At 64.5% G+C, this 23,870-nt stretch carries 21 protein-coding genes; 13 read left to right on the forward strand and 8 right to left on the reverse strand.

Going from position 1 to position 23,870, the window contains the following annotated elements:
• The first annotated feature begins 1 nt into the window (after position 1).
• Complete coding sequence (locus WG902_RS20140; RefSeq protein WP_340061991.1) at positions 2-715, forward strand: glutathione S-transferase N-terminal domain-containing protein; 714 nt, start codon at positions 2-4, stop codon at positions 713-715.
• 145 nt (positions 716-860) lie between these two features.
• On the opposite strand, the gene WG902_RS20145 is transcribed toward WG902_RS20140, so the two are convergent.
• Complete coding sequence (locus tag WG902_RS20145; RefSeq protein ID WP_340061992.1) at positions 861-4,427, reverse strand: indolepyruvate ferredoxin oxidoreductase family protein; 3,567 nt, start codon at positions 4,425-4,427, stop codon at positions 861-863.
• A 101-nt stretch (positions 4,428-4,528) separates the two neighbouring features.
• On the opposite strand from WG902_RS20145, the gene WG902_RS20150 reads away from it, so the two are divergent.
• On the forward strand, positions 4,529-5,032 hold the full coding sequence (locus WG902_RS20150) for an Lrp/AsnC family transcriptional regulator (protein WP_340061993.1): 504 nt from the start codon (positions 4,529-4,531) through the stop codon (positions 5,030-5,032).
• A gap of 3 nt (positions 5,033-5,035) precedes the next feature.
• Here WG902_RS20150 and WG902_RS20155 read toward each other — a convergent pair whose 3' ends face one another.
• Positions 5,036-5,842, reverse strand: coding sequence for a substrate-binding domain-containing protein (locus tag WG902_RS20155; RefSeq protein ID WP_340061994.1), 807 nt, complete (start codon positions 5,840-5,842; stop codon positions 5,036-5,038).
• Here WG902_RS20155 and WG902_RS20160 point away from each other — a divergent pair.
• Positions 5,841-6,581, forward strand: coding sequence for an RNA polymerase sigma factor (locus WG902_RS20160; protein ID WP_340061995.1), 741 nt, complete (start codon positions 5,841-5,843; stop codon positions 6,579-6,581). The genes WG902_RS20155 and WG902_RS20160 overlap by 2 nt on opposite strands.
• Positions 6,578-7,054: a cupin domain-containing protein gene (locus WG902_RS20165; protein WP_340061996.1), complete on the forward strand. Its 477-nt coding sequence runs from the start codon at positions 6,578-6,580 to the stop codon at positions 7,052-7,054. Before WG902_RS20160 ends, WG902_RS20165 begins: the two co-directional genes overlap by 4 nt.
• On the opposite strand, the gene WG902_RS20170 is transcribed toward WG902_RS20165, so the two are convergent.
• The 3 genes from WG902_RS20170 to WG902_RS20180 are packed head-to-tail and all read right to left on the reverse strand — an operon-like array spanning position 7,015 to position 9,684.
• Entirely contained in the window at positions 7,015-7,890 is an 876-nt protein-coding gene (locus WG902_RS20170; RefSeq protein WP_340061997.1) for a DUF4198 domain-containing protein, read from the reverse strand. The genes WG902_RS20165 and WG902_RS20170 overlap by 40 nt on opposite strands.
• A gap of 1 nt (position 7,891) precedes the next feature.
• Complete coding sequence (locus tag WG902_RS20175; RefSeq protein ID WP_340061998.1) at positions 7,892-8,164, reverse strand: hypothetical protein; 273 nt, start codon at positions 8,162-8,164, stop codon at positions 7,892-7,894.
• 14 nt (positions 8,165-8,178) lie between these two features.
• The gene (locus tag WG902_RS20180; RefSeq protein WP_340061999.1) at positions 8,179-9,684 is read right to left on the reverse strand and encodes a DUF4331 domain-containing protein; all 1,506 of its coding nucleotides are present in this window, start codon (positions 9,682-9,684) and stop codon (positions 8,179-8,181) included.
• A 194-nt stretch (positions 9,685-9,878) separates the two neighbouring features.
• Here WG902_RS20180 and paaA point away from each other — a divergent pair, with 194 nt between their 5' ends.
• From paaA to WG902_RS20215, 7 genes are all read left to right on the forward strand, one after another.
• Positions 9,879-10,889, forward strand: coding sequence for a 1,2-phenylacetyl-CoA epoxidase subunit PaaA (gene paaA, locus WG902_RS20185; protein WP_340062000.1), 1,011 nt, complete (start codon positions 9,879-9,881; stop codon positions 10,887-10,889).
• The gene (paaB, locus tag WG902_RS20190; RefSeq protein ID WP_340062001.1) at positions 10,886-11,179 is read left to right on the forward strand and encodes a 1,2-phenylacetyl-CoA epoxidase subunit PaaB; all 294 of its coding nucleotides are present in this window, start codon (positions 10,886-10,888) and stop codon (positions 11,177-11,179) included. Before paaA ends, paaB begins: the two co-directional genes overlap by 4 nt.
• 8 nt (positions 11,180-11,187) lie before the next feature.
• Positions 11,188-11,961 (forward strand): 1,2-phenylacetyl-CoA epoxidase subunit PaaC, encoded by a 774-nt coding sequence (paaC, locus tag WG902_RS20195; protein ID WP_340062002.1) that lies wholly within the window; start codon positions 11,188-11,190, stop codon positions 11,959-11,961.
• Positions 11,955-12,488, forward strand: a complete 534-nt coding sequence (paaD, locus tag WG902_RS20200; RefSeq protein WP_445263712.1) for a 1,2-phenylacetyl-CoA epoxidase subunit PaaD — start codon at positions 11,955-11,957, stop codon at positions 12,486-12,488. The genes paaC and paaD overlap by 7 nt, the downstream gene beginning before the upstream one ends.
• Positions 12,485-13,567 (forward strand): 1,2-phenylacetyl-CoA epoxidase subunit PaaE, encoded by a 1,083-nt coding sequence (gene paaE / locus WG902_RS20205; protein ID WP_340062004.1) that lies wholly within the window; start codon positions 12,485-12,487, stop codon positions 13,565-13,567. The genes paaD and paaE overlap by 4 nt, the downstream gene beginning before the upstream one ends.
• Positions 13,568-13,575: 8 nt before the next feature.
• Positions 13,576-14,202 carry a TetR/AcrR family transcriptional regulator gene (locus tag WG902_RS20210; protein ID WP_340062005.1) on the forward strand — a complete coding sequence of 209 codons (627 nt, stop codon included), beginning with the start codon at positions 13,576-13,578 and terminating at the stop codon, positions 14,200-14,202.
• A gap of 241 nt (positions 14,203-14,443) precedes the next feature.
• Complete coding sequence (locus WG902_RS20215) at positions 14,444-15,796, forward strand: tyrosine-type recombinase/integrase (RefSeq protein WP_340062006.1); 1,353 nt, start codon at positions 14,444-14,446, stop codon at positions 15,794-15,796.
• 338 nt (positions 15,797-16,134) lie between these two features.
• On the opposite strand, the gene WG902_RS20220 is transcribed toward WG902_RS20215, so the two are convergent.
• Complete coding sequence (locus tag WG902_RS20220; protein WP_340062007.1) at positions 16,135-16,485, reverse strand: hypothetical protein; 351 nt, start codon at positions 16,483-16,485, stop codon at positions 16,135-16,137.
• 896 nt (positions 16,486-17,381) lie between these two features.
• Here WG902_RS20220 and WG902_RS20225 point away from each other — a divergent pair.
• Entirely contained in the window at positions 17,382-20,648 is a 3,267-nt protein-coding gene (locus tag WG902_RS20225; RefSeq protein WP_340062008.1) for a DEAD/DEAH box helicase, read from the forward strand.
• Between the two features lie 957 nt (positions 20,649-21,605).
• On the opposite strand, the gene WG902_RS20230 is transcribed toward WG902_RS20225, so the two are convergent.
• On the reverse strand, positions 21,606-22,070 hold the full coding sequence (locus tag WG902_RS20230; protein WP_340062009.1) for an aminotransferase class I/II-fold pyridoxal phosphate-dependent enzyme: 465 nt from the start codon (positions 22,068-22,070) through the stop codon (positions 21,606-21,608).
• A gap of 106 nt (positions 22,071-22,176) precedes the next feature.
• Between WG902_RS20230 and tcmP the strand changes: the two genes are divergently transcribed.
• Entirely contained in the window at positions 22,177-23,013 is an 837-nt protein-coding gene (tcmP, locus tag WG902_RS20235; protein ID WP_340062010.1) for a three-Cys-motif partner protein TcmP, read from the forward strand.
• 31 nt (positions 23,014-23,044) lie between these two features.
• Here tcmP and WG902_RS20240 read toward each other — a convergent pair whose 3' ends face one another.
• Positions 23,045-23,836, reverse strand: a complete 792-nt coding sequence (locus tag WG902_RS20240) for a DUF5131 family protein (RefSeq protein WP_340062011.1) — start codon at positions 23,834-23,836, stop codon at positions 23,045-23,047.
• Positions 23,837-23,870: the final 34 nt, after the last annotated feature.

The following is a 23,870-nucleotide window of genomic DNA, read 5'->3' on the forward strand; positions in this document are numbered from 1 at the left end:
CATGCCCGCACCCAAGCCCGACCTTTCCGCCTTCCCCATCACCCGCAAGTGGCCCGCGCGCCAACCGGATCGTCTCCAGCTCTATTCGCTGCCTACCCCGAACGGGGTCAAGGTGTCGATCGCGCTGGAGGAGACGGGCTTGCCGTACGAAGTGCACAAGGTGTCGTTCGAGCAGAACGACCAGACCACGCCCGAATTCCTGTCACTCAATCCCAACAACAAGATTCCGGCCATCCTGGATCCGGATGGTCCCGGCGGCAAGCCGCTGGCGTTGTTCGAGTCGGGCGCCATCCTGGTCTACCTGGCCGCCAAGACCGGCCAGCTGATGCCGCAGGACACCGCGGCGCGCTACGAGACGCTGCAGTGGGTGATGTTCCAGATGGGCGGGATCGGGCCGATGTTCGGCCAGGTGGGCTTCTTCCACAAGTTCGCCGGCAAGGAGTTCGAGGACAAGCGCCCGCGCGACCGCTACGTGGCGGAATCGAAGCGGCTGCTGGGTGTTCTGGAGGGGCACCTGAAGGGGCGCCAGTGGATGATGGCCGACGAATACTCGATCGCGGACATCGCGATCTTCCCGTGGGTGCGCAACCTGGTGGGGTTCTATGGCGCGGGAGACCTGGTCGGGTTCAGTGAGTTCCCCGAGGTGCAGCGGGTATTGGATGCGTTCGTGGCGCGGCCGGCGGTGCAGCGGGGGTTGAACATCCCGCCGCGTTGACGTCACCGGCGGGGTCGCTTTCGCGAACCCGCCCTACGCCGGGAGAGCGCAACCCGTAGGGCGGGTTCGCGGCAGCGACCCCGCCGTGTGTCGATCAAGGGACCTGTAGGGCGGGTTCGCGAAAGCGACCCCGCCATGGCTTGAATCAAACCTCCGCCGTCACCCGGATACCCCGGATCTGCCCCGCAGCGCGCGTCGCCGCCGGCCGCGGATACGCATCCGGATCGAAGCGATGCAGCAGTTCGGCCTCCCGCGCCCGCGCCAGCGCCACGTTGGCCAGCTTCACGTGGCCGAAGCCGCGCATCGACATCGGCAGCGCCGCGATCTCGCACGCCATCTTCAGGCGCTCCGCGGTCAATGCCGGCAGCAGTGCGTCGATGCGCTGCAGGTAGGCCTCGACCAGCGCGCGCTCCAGCTTGCGTTCCTCGGTGCGGCCGAACACGTCCAGGAAGGTCCCGCGGAGGCGCCGGCCGTGCGCCAGCAGCTTCATCGCGGGCAGCATCCAGCCGCCCAGCCGCACCTTGCGCGGCGCCTGGCCGCCCCTGGACCGGCTGATCACGGGAGGCGCCATGTAGAACTCCAGCGCCACATCGCCATCGAACTGATGGCGCAGCGAACGCAGGAACTCACCGTCGGTGTAGAGGCGCGCCACTTCGTATTCGTCCTTGTACGCCATCAGCTTGAGCAGGGACTGTGCGAAGGTGCGCGTCAACGGCAGCGTGGCGTCGGCGCCCACCTGGACTTCACGCGCGCGCACCTCGTCCACCGCCTGCGCATAGCGCCCGGCATACGCAGCATCCTGGTAGCCGGTCAGGTGCGCGACGCCGCGCGCAACGATCGCGTCGAGGGTTTCGGCCGCGGCGGCTGGCGGCGTTTCCACCCCGAGCGCCGCGATGCCCGCGGCATCGGCCGCTGCCAGCCGCCCGAGCGACAGCGCCATCTTGTTGCTGTCGACGCCGACGCCATTGAGTTCGATCGCGCGCACCAGCGCCTGCAGGCCCACCGGCACCAGCCCGCGCTGCCAAGCGAAGCCGAGCGCCACGATGTTGGAGAAGATGGTGTCGCCGAGGAAGGTCTCCGCCAGGGCCTGCGCATCGAGCGTCTCCACGCGGTCCGCGCCGGCGGCGAAGTGCAGCTTTTCCAGCAGCTGGGGAACCCTCAGGTTCGCATCCGGGTTGCGCAGGCTCTCGGCCACCGGCACTTCGTGCGTATTGGCCAGGACGCGCGTGCGGCCATGGCGCACGGTCACCAGCGCGTCGGCCGATGCCCCCACCACCAGGTCGCAGGCCAGGATGGCATCGGCCTGCTGCGTGTCGATGCGCACCTGGTTCAGGCGTGACGGCACGTCTGCGATGCGCACGTAGCTCAGGACCGAGCCGCCCTTCTGCGCGAAGCCCATGAAGTCCAGCACGCTGGCGCTCTTGCCTTCCAGGTGCGCCGCCATGGTGATCAGCGCGCCGACGGTGACGACGCCGGTGCCGCCGACACCGGTCACCAGCAGGTCGTAAGGACCAGTCCAGGCATGCGCGGCGGGTCGCGGCAACGCCTGCACGCGCGCGAGGAAATCGCCTGAGCCACCCGCGAGCGCGCCGGCCTGCTTGCGCACCTTGCCGCCGCTGACGCCGACGAAGCTGGGGCAGAAGCCCTTGGCGCAGGAGTAGTCCTTGTTGCAGCTGCTCTGGTCGATCTTGCGCTTGCGGCCCAGGGGCGTCTCGAGCGGCTGCACTGCCACGCAGTTGCTCTGCACCGTGCAGTCGCCGCAGCCTTCGCACACGCGGTCGTTGATGAAGAGGCGGCGGTCCGGATCGATCAGCTCGCCCTTCTTGCGGCGCCGGCGCTTTTCCGCGGCACAGGTCTGCTCGTAGATCAGGACCGTGACGCCGGGCATCTCGCGCAAGCGGCGCTGCACTGCATCGAGCTCGGCGCGGTCATGGAACTCCGTGCCCGCGGGGAAGCGGTCTTGGATGGCGTCGTACTTGCCGATGTCGTCCGAGAGCACCACCACCTTCGTCACGCCTTCGGCCTCCACCTGGCGGGCGATGCCGTCCACGCTGATGATGCCGTCCACCGGCTGGCCGCCGGTCATCGCGACTGCGTCGTTGAAGAGGATCTTGTAGGTGAGCGTGGCGCGGGCCGCGACGGCCTGGCGGATCGCGAGATAGCCCGAGTGGTAGTAGGTGCCGTCCCCCAGGTTCTGGAAGATGTGCGGGATCTTCGTGAACATGGCGTGCGAGACCCAGTCCACCCCTTCGCCGCCCATCTGGATCAGGCCTTCGGTGTCGCGGTCCATCCAGCTGGCCATGAAGTGGCAGCCGATGCCGGCCTGCGCGCGCGAGCCTTCCGGCACCTTGGTGCTGGTGTTGTGCGGACAGCCGGCGCAGAAGTAGGGCACGCGCTTGACGCTGTCCGAATCGTTGGCCAGCAGCTCGGGCGGCGTGAAATCGCGCACCAGGTGGCGCCGGTCCAGGTCGGCGAAATGCGCCGCCAGCCAGTCGGCAATGATCTCGATCAGCCGCGAGGGCCGCAGTTCGCCCAGCGCGGAGATCAGCGGACGGCCTTGCGCGTCCTGCTTGCCGACGATCGCGGGCCGCGCCGGCGCGTTGTAGAGCATCGAGCGCAGCTGGTCCTCGACCACGGGCCCTTTCTCCTCGATCACCAGCACTTCCTGCAAGCCCTGCACGAACTCCTGCATGCGCGTGGGCTCGACGGGATAGGTCAGGCCCAGCTTGTAGATGCGCACGCCATGCCGGGCCAGCGTCTCGGGCGTGATCTCCAGCCGGCGCAGCACTTCCATGAAGTCGTAGTGCGCCTTGCCGGCGGTGACGATGCCGACCGTGGCGCGCTCGCTTGGCACGACATGGCGGTCGATGCTGTTCACCCGGGCGAAGGCGCGCACGGCGTCCAGCTTGGCGTGCAGGCGCTGCTCGATGGTCAGCGAGGGAAGATCGGGCCAGCGGTAGTGCAATCCACCCGCCGGCGCCGCGAAGCCGGTGGCCCGCCGCACCGTGTCGGCATCCTGCCAGGTTGCGACGCGGGCGTTCACCAGGTCCAGGTCCACCGTGGAGGCGCTCTCCACCACCTCCGACAGCGCGGTGAAGCCCACCCAGTTGCCCGAGAAACGCGAAAGCGCCCAGCCGTAGAGTCCGAACTCCAGGTACTCCGCCACGCTCCCCGGCGAGACGATGGGCGCGTGCATGGACTGGAACACCTGGTCGCTCTGGTGCGGCATCGATGACGACACGCAGCCGTGGTCGTCGCCGGCCACCATCAGCACGCCGCCATGCGGCGAGGACCCATAGGCGTTGCCGTGCTTGAGCGCATCGCCGGCGCGGTCCACGCCCGGGCCCTTGCCGTACCACATGGCGAACACGCCGGCGCAGGTGCGCTCGGGGTCCGCCTCCACGCGCTGGGTGCCCAGCACCGCGGTCGCGCCGAGCTCTTCGTTGATGGCGGGAAGAAAGCGCACGCCGCTGTCTTGCAGCCGCTTGCCGGCTTTCCACACCGCCTGGTCCACCATGCCCAGCGGAGAGCCTCGGTAACCGCTGATGAAGCCGCGCGTGTCCAGGTTCGCCGCGGCGTCGCGCTGGCGCTGCATCAACAGCAGCCGCACCAGCGACTGCGTGCCGGTCAGGAAGATCTGGCCGCCGGTGGCCCAGAGGCTGTGCTCGAGACGGTAGTCGGGCCGGTGGACCGGCGGATCGATGGCTTCCATGGGAGAGAAGCTTATGCCGCATCCCGAAGAAAGGGGTTCTCATTTGCCTCGGCGTCGGCAGTGAAAGAGAATGCTGTTCTCCAATTCGTCGGAAATAAAGAATGAACCAGCTCGACCGCCACGACACCCTCTTGCTGGCCGAGCTTCAGCGCGATGCGCGACAGACCGTGCAGCAGCTGGCGACTGCGGTTGGCCTTTCGAGCACGCCGTGCTGGAAGCGCGTGAAGGACATGGAGGCCAGCGGCATCATCCGCGGATACACGGCGCTGGTGGACCGCGAGAAGGTGGGCCTCTCGCTGTGCGTGCTCGCGGAAGTGAACCTGACCCGGCACAACGAGGACGACGTGCGCCGCTTCGAGCGGGCGGTGGCCGAGTCGCCGCAGATCGTGAGCTGCTACGCGACCACGGGCCAGGCCGATTACGTGATCAAGGTGCTGGTGCCGGACATCAAGAGCTACGAGAACTTCCTGCACGAAACCGCGTTCAAGCTGCCCGGCGTGACGCACGTGCGGTCGAGCGTGGTGCTCAAGGAAGTGAAGGCAGAGACGCGGCTGCCGCTGGAGCCGGTGAAACCGGTCGCGGCGCGGCGACGCAAAAGCGCGTAAGGCTTACGGCTTCGCGTTGGTGCGAGCCCCCGCCGGATCGAGGCCGGTGGCACGCACGATCTCCGCCACCGCGGGCGACGCCAGGAAAAGCGCGAGGTGCCGCGCGGCATCCTGCCGGTCGGAGCCGGCCACCAGGGCTGCCGAGAAAAAGATCGTCTGCTGCACTTCCTGCGGCAGCGTGCCGACGAAGTCCAGTTCCTTGAAGTAGATCAGCTCGCTGACCTGCTGGAACCCCAGCTCCGCATCGCCGCGCGCTACCACCGCGCCCACGCGCTCGCTGAGGATCTTCTTGCCCGTGACCTGCAGCCGTTCCTGCACGCCCAACCTGGGGAACAGTTCGGTCGACAGGTACACGCCGCTGGCACTGGCCGAATAGGCCACCGACTTGGCGGCCAGCAGCGTCTGCTTCAGCGCCTCGACGGTGCTGATGTCCGGCTTGGGCGTGCCCTTGCGGACTGCCGCGCCGATCTGCGAGCGGGCCAGGTCCATCCGTGAGCCGGGAACGACCTTGCCTTGCCGGGCGAGCGCTTCCAGGCCGCCTTCGGACAGGATCACCAGGTCGAAGATTTCGCCGCGGGCGAAGCGGCTGGGGATCGAATCGGGCGCATCGCCGATCGACGCCCCATAGGCGCTGATGACCTTGTGGCCCGAGGCCTGCTCATAGATCGGGATCAGCTGCTTGTACGCCTCCGTGAAAGCGCCCGAGGTGACGACCCGGATCTCGTTGGCGAATGCGGACGAGCCCAGCAGGAGAAGGGCGGCAAATCCGGCCAGCAGCCATCGGCGGGAGCGGTGGAAGAGCGAGGTCATGGGTGAGATTCTGCGCGCGTTGCCCAAGCACGTGTATGTCCTACAACAAACCTGGAGCTTGGAATTTACATTCTGCGGAGATCCTGAAATACACATGCAGCATTCACACACGCGCGGTTCGAATGCTGAAGCCGCCGGCCAATGGCACGAGGAAAACGAAATCCTCCTGCACCTGTTCGTCAAGGCGGGAGCCGGTGACATTCGTGCTTTCGAGGAGATCTACAACTGCACCGCGCGCTGGCTCCTCTCGGTGGTGCGGAGGCTTGTGGACGATGGGCAAGCCGAGGACGTGCTTGCCGAAGCCTATATCCAGGTGTGGAAGACCCTGGATTCGTACGATGCAGCAAAAGCCCCGCCCCGTGTCTGGCTCGCGGTCATCGCGCGGTCGCGTGCCCTCGACCACCTGCGGCGTGAAAAGAGGCTTGGACAAGCACACGACAGTCCTGAGATGATCTCGGCCATGGAACTGCATGACAGGGATGGACCTGAACAATTGCTGTCTCGGGCCGAGGAGTGCCGTTTGGTGCAACTCTCGTTGGCTGCGACGCAGCTCAGTCCGGATGAGCGCACCGTGCTCGGACTCGCTTATTTCCGCGACAGCACGCAGCAGGAGATCTCCGACCTCACCGGGCTGCCGCTGGGCACCGTGAAGACGATCATGGTTCGCGCCCGTGACAAGCTGAAGTCGTATTTCGAAGTTGCCGGCGCCAGCCCTCGCTCGCCGGAAGCCACGGCATGACGCAGGAAAAATCCGGTCCCGACGACGACCTGGGCGCCGATATGCGCAGGGCGCTCGATCGGCGCCTGGGCTGCAGCGCAGTCGGCGACGAAGCCTTGCTGGCCCGCGTGAAGGCGCGGGTGCTGCTGGAGATCGCCGCGGAGGGCCATGCGCAACATCGAACCGTGCGGGCCGCAGACGGCGGCTGGCGGGAGGTCGCTCCTGGCGTCGAGCGCAAGTTGCTTTGGACCTCCGGCTCCGCGGAGTCCTATATGGTGCGGCTGGCTCCCGGCGCCGTAGCGTGCGCGCATTTGCATCCGATGGACGAGGAGTGCGTCGTCCTGGAAGGAAGCCTGCGCATCGGCGCCAGCCTGTTGCTGCAAAAGGGTGATTTCCACGTGGCTGCCAGCGGCAGCATGCACGACGCGGTGACCACGGACACCGGAGCCCTGATCTACATCCGGGGAGCGCCCAAAGAGGCATTGCCGGGCTGAGCAGTCGGCGCCCGGGGCACGGCGAACGTCAGGTTGCCCCAGTAGCTGTCCCAGTCGCAGTTGCAGCCGGTAGCCGGCACCATGTGCACGACACTGGCCATCCACGCGCCTTCGCGCGCCAGAGGCAGCGTGACCTGTCCGTTGGAATCCGACACGCCTTCCGCCGTGACCAACTCGGCCTCGGGTCCCTGGCCATGCCAAAGCTTCACCAACGCGCCGGTCAAGGGACGGTTGTCGAACCAGACCTGCAAGGTCAACGGCTGCGCAACGCGCAGCCCTGCCGGATCCTGCAGCGGCACAAGCTCCAGCCTCTGCCCGGTGCGCCGTTGGAAAGTGTTGTCGCTCTGCTCGCCGGCCTGCACGATCGTCTTGACGTTCCTGCGGTACCTTTCGCGACCTGGCATTGCCGTCGCGCCGGCCGCTTCCCGGGCCTTCAATACGCCGATGAGGCCCTCTAGCCGCAAGTAATCGTGGAACTGCTTCGCGGGAAGCTCGATGAAACTGGGGTGCGTGTCGAGTGCGATGACGTGCGTGCCCGCGCGCGCCAGGCTCACGCGGATGTTCGCCGCGCTGCCGGAGGCCGGCGCCAGGGCGCGCAAGTCCGTGTCGGAACCGTCAGCCAGGTGGCGCAGGCCGGCGACCAGGGGACGTGAAAAGGGGATCGGGTCCCCTTTGAAATTCTCGCCGACGGACAACGACAGTGTCGCGGCGGCGCCGGCCGGCAGGCTGAAAGCTTGCGGCAACATCCAGAATTCGTGCGCGCCGGCCCCGACGCACACCAGTGCGCCGAGGCCGAGCATCGCGGCACGCAGGGACCTCCAGGCCTTGGTGCCCACTTCAGTTCACTGGCGAGGGTTCAGCGGTGTCCGTCTTCGGAAAAGCCGCATCGCCCAGGGCCAACGGGGCGCTCGTCGAGTCCGTCCCGTTCTGGTTCACGCTTCTCAGGAACGCCACCAATCCTTCCGCGCTTTGCAGCGCCGCAGCGGGGACTTGCGAAGCCCCACCGGATGCCATGACGGGCCCGCTGTCGTCGCTACCGCCGCCGCAACCGGCCAGCAGTGCGGCTGCGGCAAGCACCGCGCATCCGGTTCTGTTGGAAAGCTGCTTCATCGCCCTTTCTCCACTCAGGGCATGGAACCTGCGGGCGTGGGCGGGTTGAAGTTGCCCGGGATCGGCGTCATCAGGTACGGAAATGCCCTGCCGTAGTCACGCGCGGTCTTGCGCACGCCATCCGTGAAAGCCAAGCTGCCCGACGGCGCGTTGCCCGGCCTGCAACCCACGTTCAGCGTGTCCTCACGGCCGGTCGCCTTGCATAACACGCCCATCGCCACGCGCAGCGATACGTCGACCACATCATCGGCGGGACGGCGCCCGTTCGGGAACCCTGCGTTGTCGCCGGCGATGACCCCCAGCGGATTTTGCTCGGCGAAGGCAACCGGCGGCGTCGAGGTGTTCAGTCTCAGCATCTCCGACGCTACGACGTTGTTCGGCTGGTTCAGGCCCTGGATGCCCGTGAGGAAAGCCGCGACGAGGTCCGTCCGCGGGAAATTGTTCGGAGCCTGTACTGCCGGGAACAGGGCCTGGATCAGTGACGGCAGCGCAGGATGGGTCACGTAGTTCGCGAACTGGCTGTCTCCCGTCGGCTCGGACGCGTTGAAGCGGTCCTTGTCCGGCAGCCCGATGATGACCTCGTTGACCAACGGCATGCCGAGTCGAGACACCTGCGCAAACGCGCCGCCTTCCTGGGTGGCGTTGCCCAAACCGCTTGCCGGGTTGGGATTGATCATGCGCGACTGGCGCACGCTGGCGGTCGTGTAGCCGCCGATCACCGGGTCGTTTCCGGCGCCCTTGACGCAGTTGATCGGCAACTCGACGGCGATCGTGCTGACGTTCTTGGCTTCGAGGTCGTTGTTGTTGCCACCGACTTCCGGCCCGAGCGGGTCCAGGTTGAACAGGTCGAACGTCTTGCCGACGGCAATGTAGAACGACTCCTTGCGCTGGCCGACAAAGATGCGGCCCCCGGCGGGGCAGCCCGGCACCGTCACGTCATAGACGTGCTGACGAGCGTAGGGTGCATACCCGTTCGGGAAGGTTTTCTCGCCGATGTTGTCCACCGGTTTGTCGAAGGCCCTGTTGCCGCCGGTTTCGGTCACGGCGACGCGCGCACCGGTGCGCCGGTCGCCCCGGACCAGATTGACCGTGTAAGTTTCGCGCACGTTCAACTGGGCGTCGTTCACGCGGGTGATCTGGCCGCTGTTGATCAGCGGGATGGGGGTCATCTGGTTGCCGGCCGGGACGGTCTGGTTCTTGGAGGTGTTGTTGAACTGGAACTGCAGCGTCAGGTCTTCGGCGCCATCGCCGTTGTTGTCGATGGAGATCTCGTATAGCGCGTTCGGGTCGAACATGTAGAAGTTGGGCCCTCCCTGCGGATCCTGGAACGGCTGGTAGTTGGCGATCAAGGTCACGTAATTGGTTCGGCCGGTCTCGTAGCTTCGAAACATGTAGAAGTCTGTGGCGTCGACTTTGGGCTGCCCGGTGATGAACGGCGCCTCGCGGTGACTGGATGCGTGCGAGAAGCTGGCGGCGCCCAGCGCGACAAGCGCGGCCGTGAGCCCGGTGAGGTATTTCATTTCGTCTCCTGAAGAGCGGTGATGGAAGGCGTGGTGGTCGGAAAGGACTCGTCCGCCCACCCTTTGGTACGCAAGCCGGTTCCGACTGGTTTGTAGGACGGCATGCCGATCTCCCCGCAATGGACAGCACGGGGCTCTCCGCGTATCATCGACCGATCGGTCGGTAAAGCTCGCCGCCCTTTCCAGGAGACCGCATGTACACCCAAGCCATGGACACCCAGGGCCGCGACGGCGAGGCGCGCAAGCCGGTGCGCTCGGCCGACGACTTGCAGATGGAAGAGAAGTTCGAGGCCCGCATCGCCGCCGGCGAGTTCATCGAGGGCAAGGACTGGATGCCCGAGCACTACCGCAAGACGCTGGTGCGCCAGATCAGCCAGCACGCGCACTCCGAGATCGTCGGCATGCTGCCCGAGGGCAACTGGATCACCCGCGCGCCGACGCTCAAGCGCAAGGCCATCCTGCTGGCCAAGGTACAGGACGAAGGCGGGCACGGCCTGTACCTGTACTCCGCCGCGGAAACACTGGGCACTTCGCGCGACCAGATGATCGAGGCACTGCACAGCGGCAAGGCCAAGTACAGCTCCATCTTCAATTACCCGACGCTCAGTTGGGCGGACGTCGGCGTCATCGGCTGGCTGGTCGACGGCGCGGCGATCATGAACCAGGTGCCGATCTGCCGTTGTTCCTACGGGCCCTATGCGCGCGCCATGATCCGCATCTGCCGCGAAGAAAGCTTTCACCAGCGGCAAGGTTTCGAAAGCCTGCTGACGATGATGCAGAAGGGCACCGACGCGCAGCGCGCGATGGTGCAGGACGCCGTGAACCGCTGGTGGTGGCCGTCGATCATGATGTTCGGGCCGCCCGACGACCAGTCGCCCAACACGGCGCAGTCCATGCGCTGGGGCATCAAGCGGGTCTCCAACGACGAGCTGCGGCAGAAGTTCGTCGATTCGGCGGTCGAACAAGCCAAGGTGCTGGGCGTCTCCTTGCCGGACCCCGCATTGAAATGGAACGAGGAGCGGCAGAGCAATGACTTCGGCGCGATCGACTGGGGCGAGTTCTGGCGCGTGATCGGCGGCAACGGCCCGTGCAATCGCGAACGCCTGGCCGCACGCGTGAAGGCGTGGGATGACGGCGCATGGGTGCGTGATGCGGCGCTGGCATACGCCCGCAAGCAGTCGACCGAACACAAGGAAGCAGCATGAGCGACATCAAGCAGGAGTGGCCCCTCTGGGAGGTGTTCGTCCGCAGCCGCAGCGGCCTGGACCACAAGCATTGCGGCAGCCTCCACGCGGTGGACGCGAAGATGGCGATCCAGATGGCGCGCGACGTCTATACGCGGCGGCAGGAAGGCACCAGCATCTGGGTGGTGCGCTCCACCGACATCGTCGCCAGCGACCCCGGCGAGAAGGGCATGTACTTCGACCCGGCGGAGGACAAGGTGTACCGCCACCCGACCTTCTACAAGCTGCCTGATTCCGTGGACCACATGTGAGCAGCGCCATGCAGGGATCCATCCAGGTCAGGCAGGACGCGCAGTTGCAGTACTTGCTGCGCATCGCCGATACGGCGTTGATCCTCGCCCAGCGCATCTCCGAGTGGAGCGGCCATGCGCCGGTGCTGGAAGAGGACATCGCCCTGTCCAACATGGCGCTGGACCTGGTGGGCCAGGCGCGCGCCGTCTACACGCACGCCGGCATGGTGGAAGGCGCGGGGCACGATGAGGACCAGCTCGCCTTCCTGCGCGAGGAGCGGGACTACCGCAACGTGACCCTGGCCGAACTGCCGCGCGGCGACTTCGCCTTCACCGTACTGCGCAACGCGATGATGGCCACCTTCTTCAAGCTGCTGTGGACGAAGCTGGCCGCCTCCACCGACGGCGAGCTGTCCGCGATCGCGGGCAAGGCCTTGAAGGAGGCGCGCTACCACCAGCAGCATGCCGCCGACTGGATCGTGCGGCTGGCGCAGGGCACGTCCGAATCGCGCCTGCGCATGGAACGTGCCTTGGCCGACCTGTGGCGATTTCACGTGGAGCTGTTCGCATCCGATGAAGTGGACACGAAAGCGGCAGCCGCCGGACTCGGCCCGCAGTGGGGCGACCTGCAGGAAGGGTGGCGCGCAGAGATGCAACAAATCCTGGACGAGGCGCAACTGCAGGCCCCGGCGGACGCCCCTTTCCTGAGCACGGGCAAGTCCGGCACGCACAGCGAGCACATGGGCCTGCTGCTCGCGGAGATGCAGCACCTGCAGCGCGCCTATCCGGGAGGCGTGTGGTGACACGCGCGCAGCGCGCCTGGGCCGTGCTGGACACGGTGCTGGACCCCGAGGTTCCGGCGCTGTCCGTGTGCGACCTGGGCATCGTGCGCGACGTCATCGATCACGGGGGCGAGCTTGAAGTGGTGCTCACGCCGACATACTCCGGCTGCCCGGCCACGGAAATGATCGAGGAGAACGTGCTCGAGGCGCTGCGCGCCGAAGGCCTGGGCCCGGCCCGCGCCACGCTGCGCCGCGCGCCGGCTTGGACGACCGACTGGATCACGGAAGACGGCAAGCGCAAGCTGCAGGCATACGGCATCGCTCCTCCCCATACCGTCACCCCCGCCCCCGCCTACGCGGGGGCAGGCTCTGTCCCGGGGGCCCAGGGCTTCCCTCTTCGCTTCTTCCCCAAAGCAGCCCTCGTCTCCTGCCCACGCTGCCACAGCAAGAACACCGAACGCCTCTCTGCCTTCGGCTCCACCGCCTGCAAGGCGATGTACCGCTGCCTGGCCTGCCGCGAACCCTTCGAACACTTCAAGCCGATATGAGCGTGATCTTCCACCCGTTGCGCGTTCGCGCGGTGCAGCCGGACACGCAGGAGGCCGTGGTCGTGTCCTTCGACGTGCCGGAGGAATTGCGTCCGGTGTTCGGTTTCACGCAAGGCCAGTACCTCACATTGCGCAAGGAGATCGAAGGGCAGGACCTGCGCCGGTCCTATTCCATCTGCGCCGGCGTGGACGACGGCGAGCTGCGCGTGGGCGTGCGCAAGGTCCGGGGCGGCGTGTTCTCCAACTGGATCAACGAGCAGCTCAAGCCGGGCGACACCATCAACGTGATGGCGCCGCAAGGGCGCTTCTTCGTGCCGATCGAGGCGGACAGCCGCCGCCATCACCTGGGCATCGCCGGCGGCAGCGGCATCACGCCCATCCTGTCGATCATGAAGACGGTGCTGGCGCGCGAACCCGGCAGCCGCTTCACGCTGGTCTACGGCAACCGCAGCCTCAAGTCGACGATGTTCAAGGAGGAACTGGAAGACCTGAAGGACAAGTACATGGCGCGGCTGGTCCTGCACCACGTGTTCTCCGACCAGCACACCGAAAGCGAGATCAATGCCGGCGTGATGGACCGGGCCAAGATCGGCGAATTCCTGTCGACGCTGGTTCCCGCGGCATCGATCGCCCATGCCTACATCTGCGGGCCGTTCCAGATGAACGACGAAGCCGAGGCCGCGCTGCTGGCCGCCGGCGTGCCGGAGGAGCGCATCCACATCGAGCGCTTCGGCGTGGCGCAGGCCGCCGGCCAGGTCGGCGCCGTGTTGCACCAGGCGCAACCGGGCGATGCGGCGAAGGCCAGGGTCGTGATCGTGCGCGATGGCTTGCGGCGTGAAATCGACTTCACGCGCGACCAGCCGAGCATCCTGGACGCGGCCTCCGCAGCGGGCCTGGAGGTGCCGTTTTCGTGCACGTCCGGCGTCTGCGGCACCTGCCGCGCCAAGGTGGTGGAGGGCAGCGTGCGCATGGAGCGCAACTTCGCGCTGGACAAGAAGGAAGTTGCGGCCGGCTTCGTATTGACCTGCCAGGCGCATCCCACGACCGACATGGTCGTGCTCTCCTTCGACGAGAGATAAGACAAACGATGGGACGCGGACGCGCCGCCAACTACGAAGGCCAGCGGGAGATGATCCTGGCCCGCGCCGCGGAGCTGTTCGCGCGTGGCGGCTATCCCGGCACGTCCATGAACCAGGTGGCGGAGGCCTGCGGCTTGTCGAAGGCCACGCTGTACCACTACTACCAGGACAAGTACGAGCTGCTGGTGAACATCGCCGACGACCACGTGTCGCGGCTGCAGGGCATCGTGCGCGAAACGCTGGCCGAGCCGTTGCCGCCCGAAGCGCAGATGCGCGAGCTGGTCGCGCGGCTGGTGGAGGAATACGCCAACGCCCAGCATGCGCATCGCGTGCTGACCGAAGACGTCAAGTTTCTCGACACCGCAGACCGCGAGCGCGTGCTGGACAAGGAGCGGGAGGTGGTGCGCGGTTTCGCGCAGGTGGTGGGGGAGTTGCGCCCCGACCTGCTGCAGGCCGCCATGACCAAGCCGCTGACCATGCTGCTGTTCGGCATGATCAACTGGCTGTTCACCTGGATGAAGCCGCGAGGCCGGCTCGACTATGAGGCGATGGCCCCGCTGGTGGCGGACCTGTTCCTCGGGGGGCTCGGTGCGGTGGAGGCGCCGGCGCAGTTGCCTCGGCAGCGCCGCGCCTGACGCCCAGCGGTTCGCTCCATTTCGAGCGGCGTCTTGACGGGAGGCGATTGGAGAATCTGGTGCGGCTGGCGGGGATCGAACCCACGACCCTTGGCTTCGGAGGCCAAGGGTCAGTCCATGCATCGACATGGATCCGAATTGATTTTCCTATAGATATCAACGGCTTACGCCGTTGCCGCCTCGATCGCGGATGGATCGGGATGTATCGATATACTCCAAATTTGCTTACACCACAGCTTACATGGCACGAGTCAATCTCACGGCGGGGCGCATCGCTGAATACGTCTGCGAAGCGGGGAAGAGTCAGTCCTTTCTTTGGGACAGCAAGTCCCCCTGCCTTGCTGTTCGCGCGACCCAGAACGGCGCGAAGGCGTATGTCTGCCAGGCCAAGCTTCACGGCAAGGACATCCGGATCACGCTGGGATCGACCGACGTGTGGACGATCCAGGATGCGCGTGAGGCGGCGAATCGGTTCAAGGTGAGCGTCGATCAGGGCATCGATCCGCGGGCCGTGGCTGCAAAGGCCAAGTCAGTCGCCCAAGCCGAAGCAGCGGTGCGGCAAGCTCGTCTGGTAACAGCCCGGATTGCATGGGAGGCGTACCTGAAAGCGCCGCACCCGAAGTGGGGCAAAACACACCGACGGGATCACGAGCTTGCTGCGCAGGAAGGCGGGCAACCGCCCAAGCGCGGCAAGGCGCTTACCAAGCCCGGGCCGTTGGCGGGCCTGCTGGCCATGCCTCTTCACGAGATTACTGCGAGTGTCGTCGGGGCTTGGCTCAAAAAGGAAAGCGGTTCCCGTGCGACGGCGGCGGGTAACTCGCTGCGCAAGCTGCGAACATTCATCGCGTGGTGTGCGGAACATCCCGTGTACCGCACCGCAGTCCATCCGGACTGCGCGACCGCGAAGGCCGTGGCTGAAATCGCACCACCCAAGCGCACCAAGTCAGAAGATGCCCTGCAGAAGGACCAGCTCGCGGCCTGGTTCGAGCAGGTCCGCGGGATCAGCAACCCCGTCTTCAGCGCGTACCTGCAGGGGCTCCTTCTGACCGGCGCGCGCCGAACGGAGTGGCAGCTCCTGAAGTGGGCGGACGTCGACTTCGACGGGCGGAAGATGACCATCCGCGACAAGGTCGAAGGGAAGCGCGTGATCCCGCTGACTCCTTACCTGGCGTCGGTGCTTAAGGGCCTACCCCGCTTCAATGACTACGTCTTCAGCAGCACATCATCCGAAGGCGGGTTCGTCATCGGCGTCAGCAAGCCGCACGCCCAGGCCTGCAAGGATGCAGATTTGCGGCATGTTTCGCTTCATGGGTTGCGGCGATCCTTTGCGACTTTGAGCGAGTGGCTCGAAATTCCGGTCGGCGTCGTTGCGCAGATCCAAGGTCACAAGCCGAGTGCGATCGCGGAGAAGCACTACAAGCGGCGACCCGTCGACTTGTTGAGGATGTATCACGAGCGGCTCGAGGCCTGGATGTTGCGGGAAGCGAGAGTTACGTGGAGTCCCTCGGAAGTGAGGACACCAGAGATGAGGCCTGGCGCGCGCAAGAAGCGGGTTGTAGCGGAACGGAGTGATGCCCTAGCGGAACAGCACTAGCACCAGGAGCGGTCCGCCAGAGCTCCGGCCACGAACAGTGCGCCTGCCCCAGCGAGCTATGGTTCTTGGCGTCCGGTGCCGGTACAGAGCCCGCCGGCTCAGCGAGCTGCTGGGGTAGCAACGGTAGCAGTTCGTCTCATTCCAGCGCTGACGTCGGATTTGGGTCGAAAGCAGCCATCATGCTGTACTGCGCTGGCCAATCCGCGTGCAACTTCGGCGAATGACCGCTTCAGACTGGGGGCGGACGGTCGGATTCGGCCGTGCGATGACAGCTGTCATCAATAGCTGACGTTGGCGGATGCGCGCGGCTAGCGAGCGCGATTGGCGGAAAGCGGACATCAACCATCGAGCATTTGCTCGAACTGCCTAACGCGCTCGCGAAACTCTGTGTCCATGCACTGAAATAACCCGCGTGACAGGAATCTCGCAACTGTTCCCATCGCTTGCGGCTGGACGTTCTGCGGTGTCGCAGTGAGTGCTCCGTGCGCGAAGGCGTGTCGCAACGCGCCGGCTAAGTACCACGGATTGCAATCGACACCCACAAGATGCCGATCAACTTGCTGTTGGTATGTCTTGTTCACGTGTGAACGTACCGCGGTGAACACGCCCTCTTGCCCGTTCAGGTTCCGGATGTTCTGCAGGAATGTCGCCCGCTGCAGATCCGACAGCAGCGCGCCGGTGTCCTTCATCTCGGTTCCGATGCACTTCAACAGATACTCAAATGCCGAGTACGTGAGCAGGAGTTGCACTAGCCCTGAGTAGCTTGAAGCTGTGTCGTGCGAAAGCCCCTCAAACTCGACTGACCTGAAACATCTCGCGGCCTTGTACCTTGCAGCGAAGCGATTCAAATCTCCGACGCCGCGTGCAAAAAGGAAAACGCCCGTACCGAGTTGGGGTGCGTATAAATCGAACGTTGGCCATCCAGGCGGGTAGTAGGCCATGGGGTTGGGCAACACAAGGGACGCCATCTAGCACCTCCTTGGTCCCGATGCTAAGGGACGCGGCTGCTTTTGACCCATAGCGGGCGTTCCACCCACAAAACTCCCGTGAGAGAGCTTGAGAAAATGAATACTTTGGGCCGCCGCCATTCGGGTGAGGCTTAGGTAACCCGCTCGGGCCACTCTGCGCGACGGAGGTGACTACGAATGGCAGTCCCTCTCGTAACCTACGACCTGCGCGCACCCGGCCGCAACGACGAGCCCGTCTTCGCGTATTTGAAGCGGTTCACCCACTGCAAAGGGATGGAATCGGTTTGGCTTCTCCGCGTCGTCGCCATTTGCCTTTAACCCGGCTGAATGGGGGCACGGAGTCCTCCGCCTGCTCGCGCCGGTTTGCGCGTTGTGCGTTGTCTCCTTCAGCAGCTCATAGCTGGCGAGCCAAGCGACGTGCTCAGACGACCGAACCACCCCCGGCAGCAGAGGGACGAAGCTATTCGCCTCGGACTAACCCGGCGAATCCCTCTTGTTTCGGTCATCGCACTAAGCGGTGGACCGGCACGCGCTAAGCAACCTAACTCGTCCCATGACCTGATTTACGATTGCACACATTACAGAAGAGCAAGTCTTGCCGGCCCAGGAGGAGTGTGATGCGACTAACTTTGCCACCCGTCAAGGGCGTCGATGCCAAGACGTCACGCGGGTTCATCCACCAACTCGCGCATCCGTCGCAAACCATCGAGGGCGAGTGGATGAAGTTCGTACTTCCATCCCGCTCGGGCTGGAAGCTTGCGGCGACGGATGGGCGCGTGCTGTACGTGTTCCCCAAGGCTCCAGCGCACGACCAGATGCCCAGCGATGGCCCGGTGCTGCTCGGTGCCGTTCCGGACGGAGCAAACACCGCCGACTTGAGCGAGGGGAAATGGCTTGCACATCCCGACTTGGACAGCGGCCTCACGCCCGCGCAAGCCCGGGACAGCTGGTTCGCCGCGTTCAACTTCATTGGCGAGGAGCAACTTCGCGGGGGTCAAGTGGGCCTACGCCGCCCGCAGCTCGGCGCCCTGCACGCGATCCATGCACACTGGTCCACCACAAGCGATGTCGCAACCGTGGTCATGCCGACTGGAACGGGCAAGACCGAGACGATGTTGGCCACGATGGTTTCAGCGCGGTGCACGCGAATCATGGTAATCGTGCCGACCGATGCACTGAGGACTCAGGTTGCAGCGAAGTTCTTCACCCTCGGCATCCTGAAGGACCCGCGCTCGGTGCTGCTCGCCGCCGGTGTGCTGCGCCCGATCGTCGGCATTCTCGAAAGGCGACCCACCGACTCTGAGGAGATCGACGAGCTGTTCAAGCAATGCAACGTTGTGGTGACTACCAGCGCCCTAGCGGGGAAGTGCAGCGACGAAGTGCAGACCAGGATGGCGGAGCTGTGCACGCACCTGTTCATCGACGAGGCGCACCACGCTGAAGCGCCGACCTGGCACGCGTTTAAGTCTGTCTTCAAGGCGCAGAGCCGACATGTCCTGCAGTTCACTGCGACGCCGTTTCGCGAAGATGGCGTGCAACTTGATGGAGAGATCGTCTACGTCTATCCCATGAGGCAAGCCCAACGCGAGGGCTATTTCAGGGAGATCAGGTTCAGTTCGGTCTACGCATTCAACAGCGCTCGGGCCGACCGCGACATTGCAGCCAAGGTTATAGAAGAGCTCAAGGCGGACGAAACCGGCCTGCACGTCGCGATGGCACGTGTGTCCACGCAAGTGCGGGCCTCTCAGGTGCTTGAGATCTACAAGGAGCTCGGCCAGTTCAATCCGGTGATGCTTCACAGCGGCATGAAGAAGGCTGACGCCAAGGCAGCGCGCAGCCAGTTGGACCAGCGCCAGTCGCGCATAGTCGTCTGCGTGGATATGCTTGGCGAGGGCTTCGACATGCCGGAGCTGAAGATCGCGGCTTTCCACGATTTGCGCAAGAGCCTGGCCGTCACCTTGCAATTGGCGGGCCGCTTCACGAGGTCAAGGTCCGACCTGGGCGATCCGGTGTTCATTGCCAACATCGCTGACGTCAATCTGCGTGAGGAACTTCGAACGCTCTACACGCAGGATCCCGACTGGAACCTCCTGCTTCCTGCCTTGAGCGAAGGCGCGATCGGGCAAGAACTGGAGGCTCAACGCTTCATGAAGGGCTTTGACAGCCAGATCGACGACATCCCGGTGAACGAGATCAGGCCTGCCGCGAGCATGGTGGCGTATCGCACGCAATGCAGCCAATGGAAACCGTCAGAGTACAGGGACGCGTTCCCTGGACTCGCCGAAGGTGAAGAGATCTATCGCATCCTCAATGAAAAGGAGCGGATGCTCATCATCATCGCTGCCAGGAGGCAGGGGGTGCCCTGGACTGATGTTCCAGCGGTCGAGGGACTCGTCTGGGAGCTTTGCATTGCCATCTGGGACAAGGAACAGTCGCTGCTCTTCATCCACGGATCGACGAACACGGGCATGTACTCCTCTTTCGCACGGGCCCTGTGCGGACACGACGTTGAGCTGATTCAGGCGCCCGAAGTGTTTCGTGTGTTCGCCGGAATCAACCGACTGATGCTTATGAACGTCGGCCTCGATGAGCAATTCGGCCGCCAGCTCCGGTACACCGGTCGCATGGGGCCCGACGTGGGTGCGCGTCTCTCCGACGCCACCCTGGGAACGACGACCAAGGCCGTCCTCGCGGGCTTTGGCTTTGAGAACGGCGGACAGGCTTCGATAGGTGCGGGCAAGAAAGGGCGCATCTGGGCTACCTTGCGCCTGAAGGTCAATGAGTACGCCTCGTGGTGCAAGCGGGTGGGCGCCAAGCTCATTGACGAGAACATCGACCCCGAGGAGATCTTGAGTGGCACGCTGATACCCCGGTTAGTCAACGCCCGGCCAGTGGTCGTGCCCGTGGGCGTGGACTGGCCGGCGGAGTTACTCGACTTGGTGGAGTCCGCCACCAAAATCTCGTTCTCCCACACCATCGAGGACCACCTTACTAACGTCAGCATCGAACTCCGAGACTACAGCGCGACCGGCCCCTTGGTCTTACGAGTGTTCAGCGAGCAGCGTGAGGTTCAGGTCCAACTCAACTTCGTGACCCGTGGGAACGCAGCGGATTTTGAGTTCGTCTATCTAGGCGCCCACACCGCGACAATTCGTCGCGGCGAGACCTCAGACCTGTGTGCTTACCTGACCAAGAACGCACCTACGATCTGGTTCGCCGACGGCTCCAAACTGGAAGGGAACACCCACGTGGAGCTGCGCACGTCTGCCCAGCTGTACTCGCGAGACCGCTTGGAGAGTATTGACTGGACAGGCGTCGACATCACCAAGGAATCACAGCGGGATGAACGCCGCAAGGACTCAGTGCAGTTTCGGACCATCGAGCACATCAAGGCAGAAAATCGGCATGAAATACTGCTTGACGATGACGGCGCTGGTGAGGCCGCGGACATCGTCGGCATTAGCCTCGACAACCAGATCCAGCCGCGCCTGATCACCGTGGATCTCTATCACTGCAAGTATTCGGGCGGCGACACGCCCGGGGCACGCATCGACGACATGTACGTGGTCTGCGGACAGGCCCAACGCAGTGTAATGTGGCTTCACAACAAGGATCGACGAACCGATCTCTTTGCGCACCTCTTGAAGAGAGACGCGGATCGTGTGGAGAGTGGCAGGCCCACCCGCTTTGAGGTGGGCTCAAAGGAACGCTTGGCGGAGATTCGTGACCTCAGTCGCGTCTGCGCGGTCGCCTTGCGGGTCTATATCGTCCAGCCTGGCCTTTCTAAGTTAGGTGCGGCGGAACATCAGCTCGCACTTCTGGGCGTGACGGAAAGGTTTCTGTCCGAGACCTACCAAGTTCCTCTAAAGGTCTACTGCGGCTGACCGCTGAAATGCTCCGGAGAGGGGCACTTCTAGGCAACTAGCGAAAACGCTATTAGCGCTAGTCGGCTGGCTCTGCTGGACGTGTGCTTTCGACCCCTTGAAGTCGCTCGCGCTTCCGCAGGTCAGAGTGACCCAATGACCGCAATGGAGCCCAGACCGAGAACTCGGGGCCGATCGACAGTCGACTGCAACCGCTGCAAAGGAGTCATTCTTGCTGGCCTCTAGGAGCGGCAGCCCGAGGTCGTTGCTCCCCCCAGTCGCAACCGAGCGGCAGTCCGCTCACGGCCAAAAGCGGCTGTCAGCGCACTTGCTCTTTGACAGCCGCAGCCAAGCGCTTGAGAGTGAGATCGATCTCGCCTGCATCTAGAAAGGCGTACCCAAGTACCAAGCCGGCTGAGCGCGTCGCAGCGGGGGATTCAGAGCCAGGCAGGTACAAGGAGCCGATTGGATAGACGAGCACGCGGTGCCGCAGCGCCGCCGCGGCGAGTTCAAATTCGCGAGTACGCGGAATGTCCAGAAACCAAGCGACCACGTGCTGGCCACTGCCTGCGCCCACTACGCTGACACGCCCCGGCAGGTAGCGACGCCTGCAGCAGCGCGCTGCGACGTATGTCCTGTTGCCGGCGGACGTGGCGGACGTGGCGGTCGTAGCTGCCGTCCTCCAGCAGGAGCGCCAGAGTGCTCTGAGCGTGTGATGCCGAGTGCCGGTCAGTCAGGCGCTTGGCGGACGCATAAGCCTCGGCAACGTGCGGTGGGACGATCATGTACCGGAGCCTCAGCTCGGGTGAAAGCGTCTTGGAGAAGGTCCCGAGTAGATCACGACACCTTCGCGATCGAGCGAGAGGAGCGGCGGCTCGGGCCGGACGGAGAATCTGTACTCGCTGTCGTAGTCGTCCCCCAGGATCCACGCGCCCGCCTTGGCAGCCCATGCGAGCAGGGCCTGCCGTCTGCACATGGTCAGGAAGGCCCCCACCGGAAACTGGTGCGTAGGAGTGACATAGGTAAGAGCGGCGCTGCGCACCGCCGCAGGTCGTCCGTGCGCAATCCGTGTTCGTCGATGTCCACGCCTAGTAGCCTCGCCCATTGGGAAGCGAACACTTGATGCGCCAAGCGGTAGCCGGGGCTCTCGACGAAGACGCGATCGCCCGGATCGAGCAGGAGGCGGGCGCATAGGTCGAGCGCCTGCTGGGATCCGCTCACGACCAGCAACTGATCCGGGTCGCAGGAGATGCCGCACGCGCGCGCCAAGTAGGCATGCAGCGCCCGACGAAGTCCGACGTCCCCTCGTGGATCGCCATGGGCCAGCTTATCGGGGCGCTCGCGATCGATCCGGCGCGATGCCGTGCTCCAAGCGACCGTGGGGAAGTTCGCACCGGCGATAGGTGCGTACATGAGGTCGACGATCTTTTCCGCAATCCCCATAGCTACGGAGGCTGTAGAAGTTTTGGGAACGAGGGATAAGCGCATCTCGTAGCCCGTGCTTTAGCTTACGGCGGCTTTGGCGCAAAATCGCGGCCGGGAGGCAGGGATGAAGCATAAATTCGGCGGCGTGTGGACCGAGCAGAAGCTCGACGCATTGGAGAAGTATCTCGGCTTCTTCCCGGTAGCGCTCGGGAACAAGCAATTCAATCTGGTTTACATCGATACATTTGCCGGAACTGGCAGCGTGACCATCGAGACGAGCGGCGTGGAACGGACGATCCCCGGATCCGCGGCAATTGCGCTCCGTTTGAAGCACCCCTTCGATCGGTACTTCTTCATCGAGCGGAGGAGGCGCCATGTGGGCGCCTTGCAGGCGCTGACCTCAAATCACCCGCTTCGAACTCGCTGCACCATCACCCACGGCGATGCGCGCGATGAGCTGCGGCGTGTCCTGGAGGCTCTCAATTGGGCTGACACGAGAGGGGTTCTCTTTCTCGATCCTTACGGCTTGCAGTGCACTTGGGACATGGTGCAGCTCATTGCACGAACGAGGGCCTTGGACGTGTTTTTTTTGGTCAGCGTGTCAGGGCTGACGCGACAGGCTGCACGTTCCGCCAGTGCGATCGACATCAAGAAGCAGGAAGCGCTCGATCGGTTCCTGGGAACAAATGAGTGGCGCGAGGCGTTGTACAAGCCCCCGGCGCAAGAGGACATGTTCATCGCGGATCCCGTCCATCGAAGAGAGTCAGGCGTGGACCCGATCCTTCAATTCGTGGAAGCCAGACTCAAGAGCGAGTTCGCCCACGTCGAATCTCCTGCGCTGCTGCGCGGCCCCAACAACGCCGTGTTGTTCGCTCTCTACTTCGCCGTTTCGAACCGCAGCGAAGCGGCCATTCGTCTAGCCACGAAAGTTGTTCGTCCGATGCTTGGCGGAATCCAGTAAGGCCAGCATTTCCCTGCCCGGCCCCATAGTTCTAAGCAGTTGCCGGCATTTCGCGGATGCGCAGTGCGCGAGGCCACTCGGTCATCATCGAACCTTTGCCGCTGCTGTTGGTATAGCTTGCACCGGCCTGCTGCGGCTTTGCGCCCAGCTGCTTCATGAATACGCGCACGCCAGCATCCCGGCATTGCCTCACAAGTGATTCCGCCCAAGCAATGTCCATGGGGCGCACCTTGTCCTTCGCTCCTGACTCCCCGCCGACGATCGCCCACGCGGGGAGCAGCCCTTCCGGAATCTTGCCGAAGTCTTCGAGGAGCGGCTCCGCACTCCAGAAGCGAACGCGCGCTTGCACAGCCATGAGCTTTGGTCCATCGCGCAGCAGCTCTTGGCGGTTGACGATCGTGGCGCCGATCCACACATGGTCCGGAGTGCCGTGCGGGAACATCTCGGTGAGCATGCTCGTTGCATTGCCGATCCGCTTTGTGAGCAGCTGCCAATCCAGCGACGGCGTAGCAAGGATCAATCGAGCGAGATCCGCGCGCCAGGCGTCGGGTACCTCGTTATCGAAAACGTCAGCCAGGCTGGAGCAGAAGACCCGCTTGCGTCGACCTTGGAGCTGCGCGGCAGCATTCCACCGCAGCGGCTGCTTCCAGTTCGCTTCACTGGTGCGTCGCCGCGGCTTGCCGGCTCCCCACCCCTCGGTCGTCCAGCCGCGGAACTTGTCTTGGGCAGCCGCGTAGCAATTGTCGCAACCGGGGCTAACGCGAGTGCAGCCGATCCAACCGTTAAATGTGTAGTCCGTCCACTCGATACTCGATTCAGCCATGGTCCACCTCCGTTGGTCGGATTGTGCCCGCGAC

It is taken from the genome of Ramlibacter sp. PS3R-8, assembly GCF_037572435.1.
GTDB lineage: Bacteria > Pseudomonadota > Gammaproteobacteria > Burkholderiales > Burkholderiaceae_C > Ramlibacter.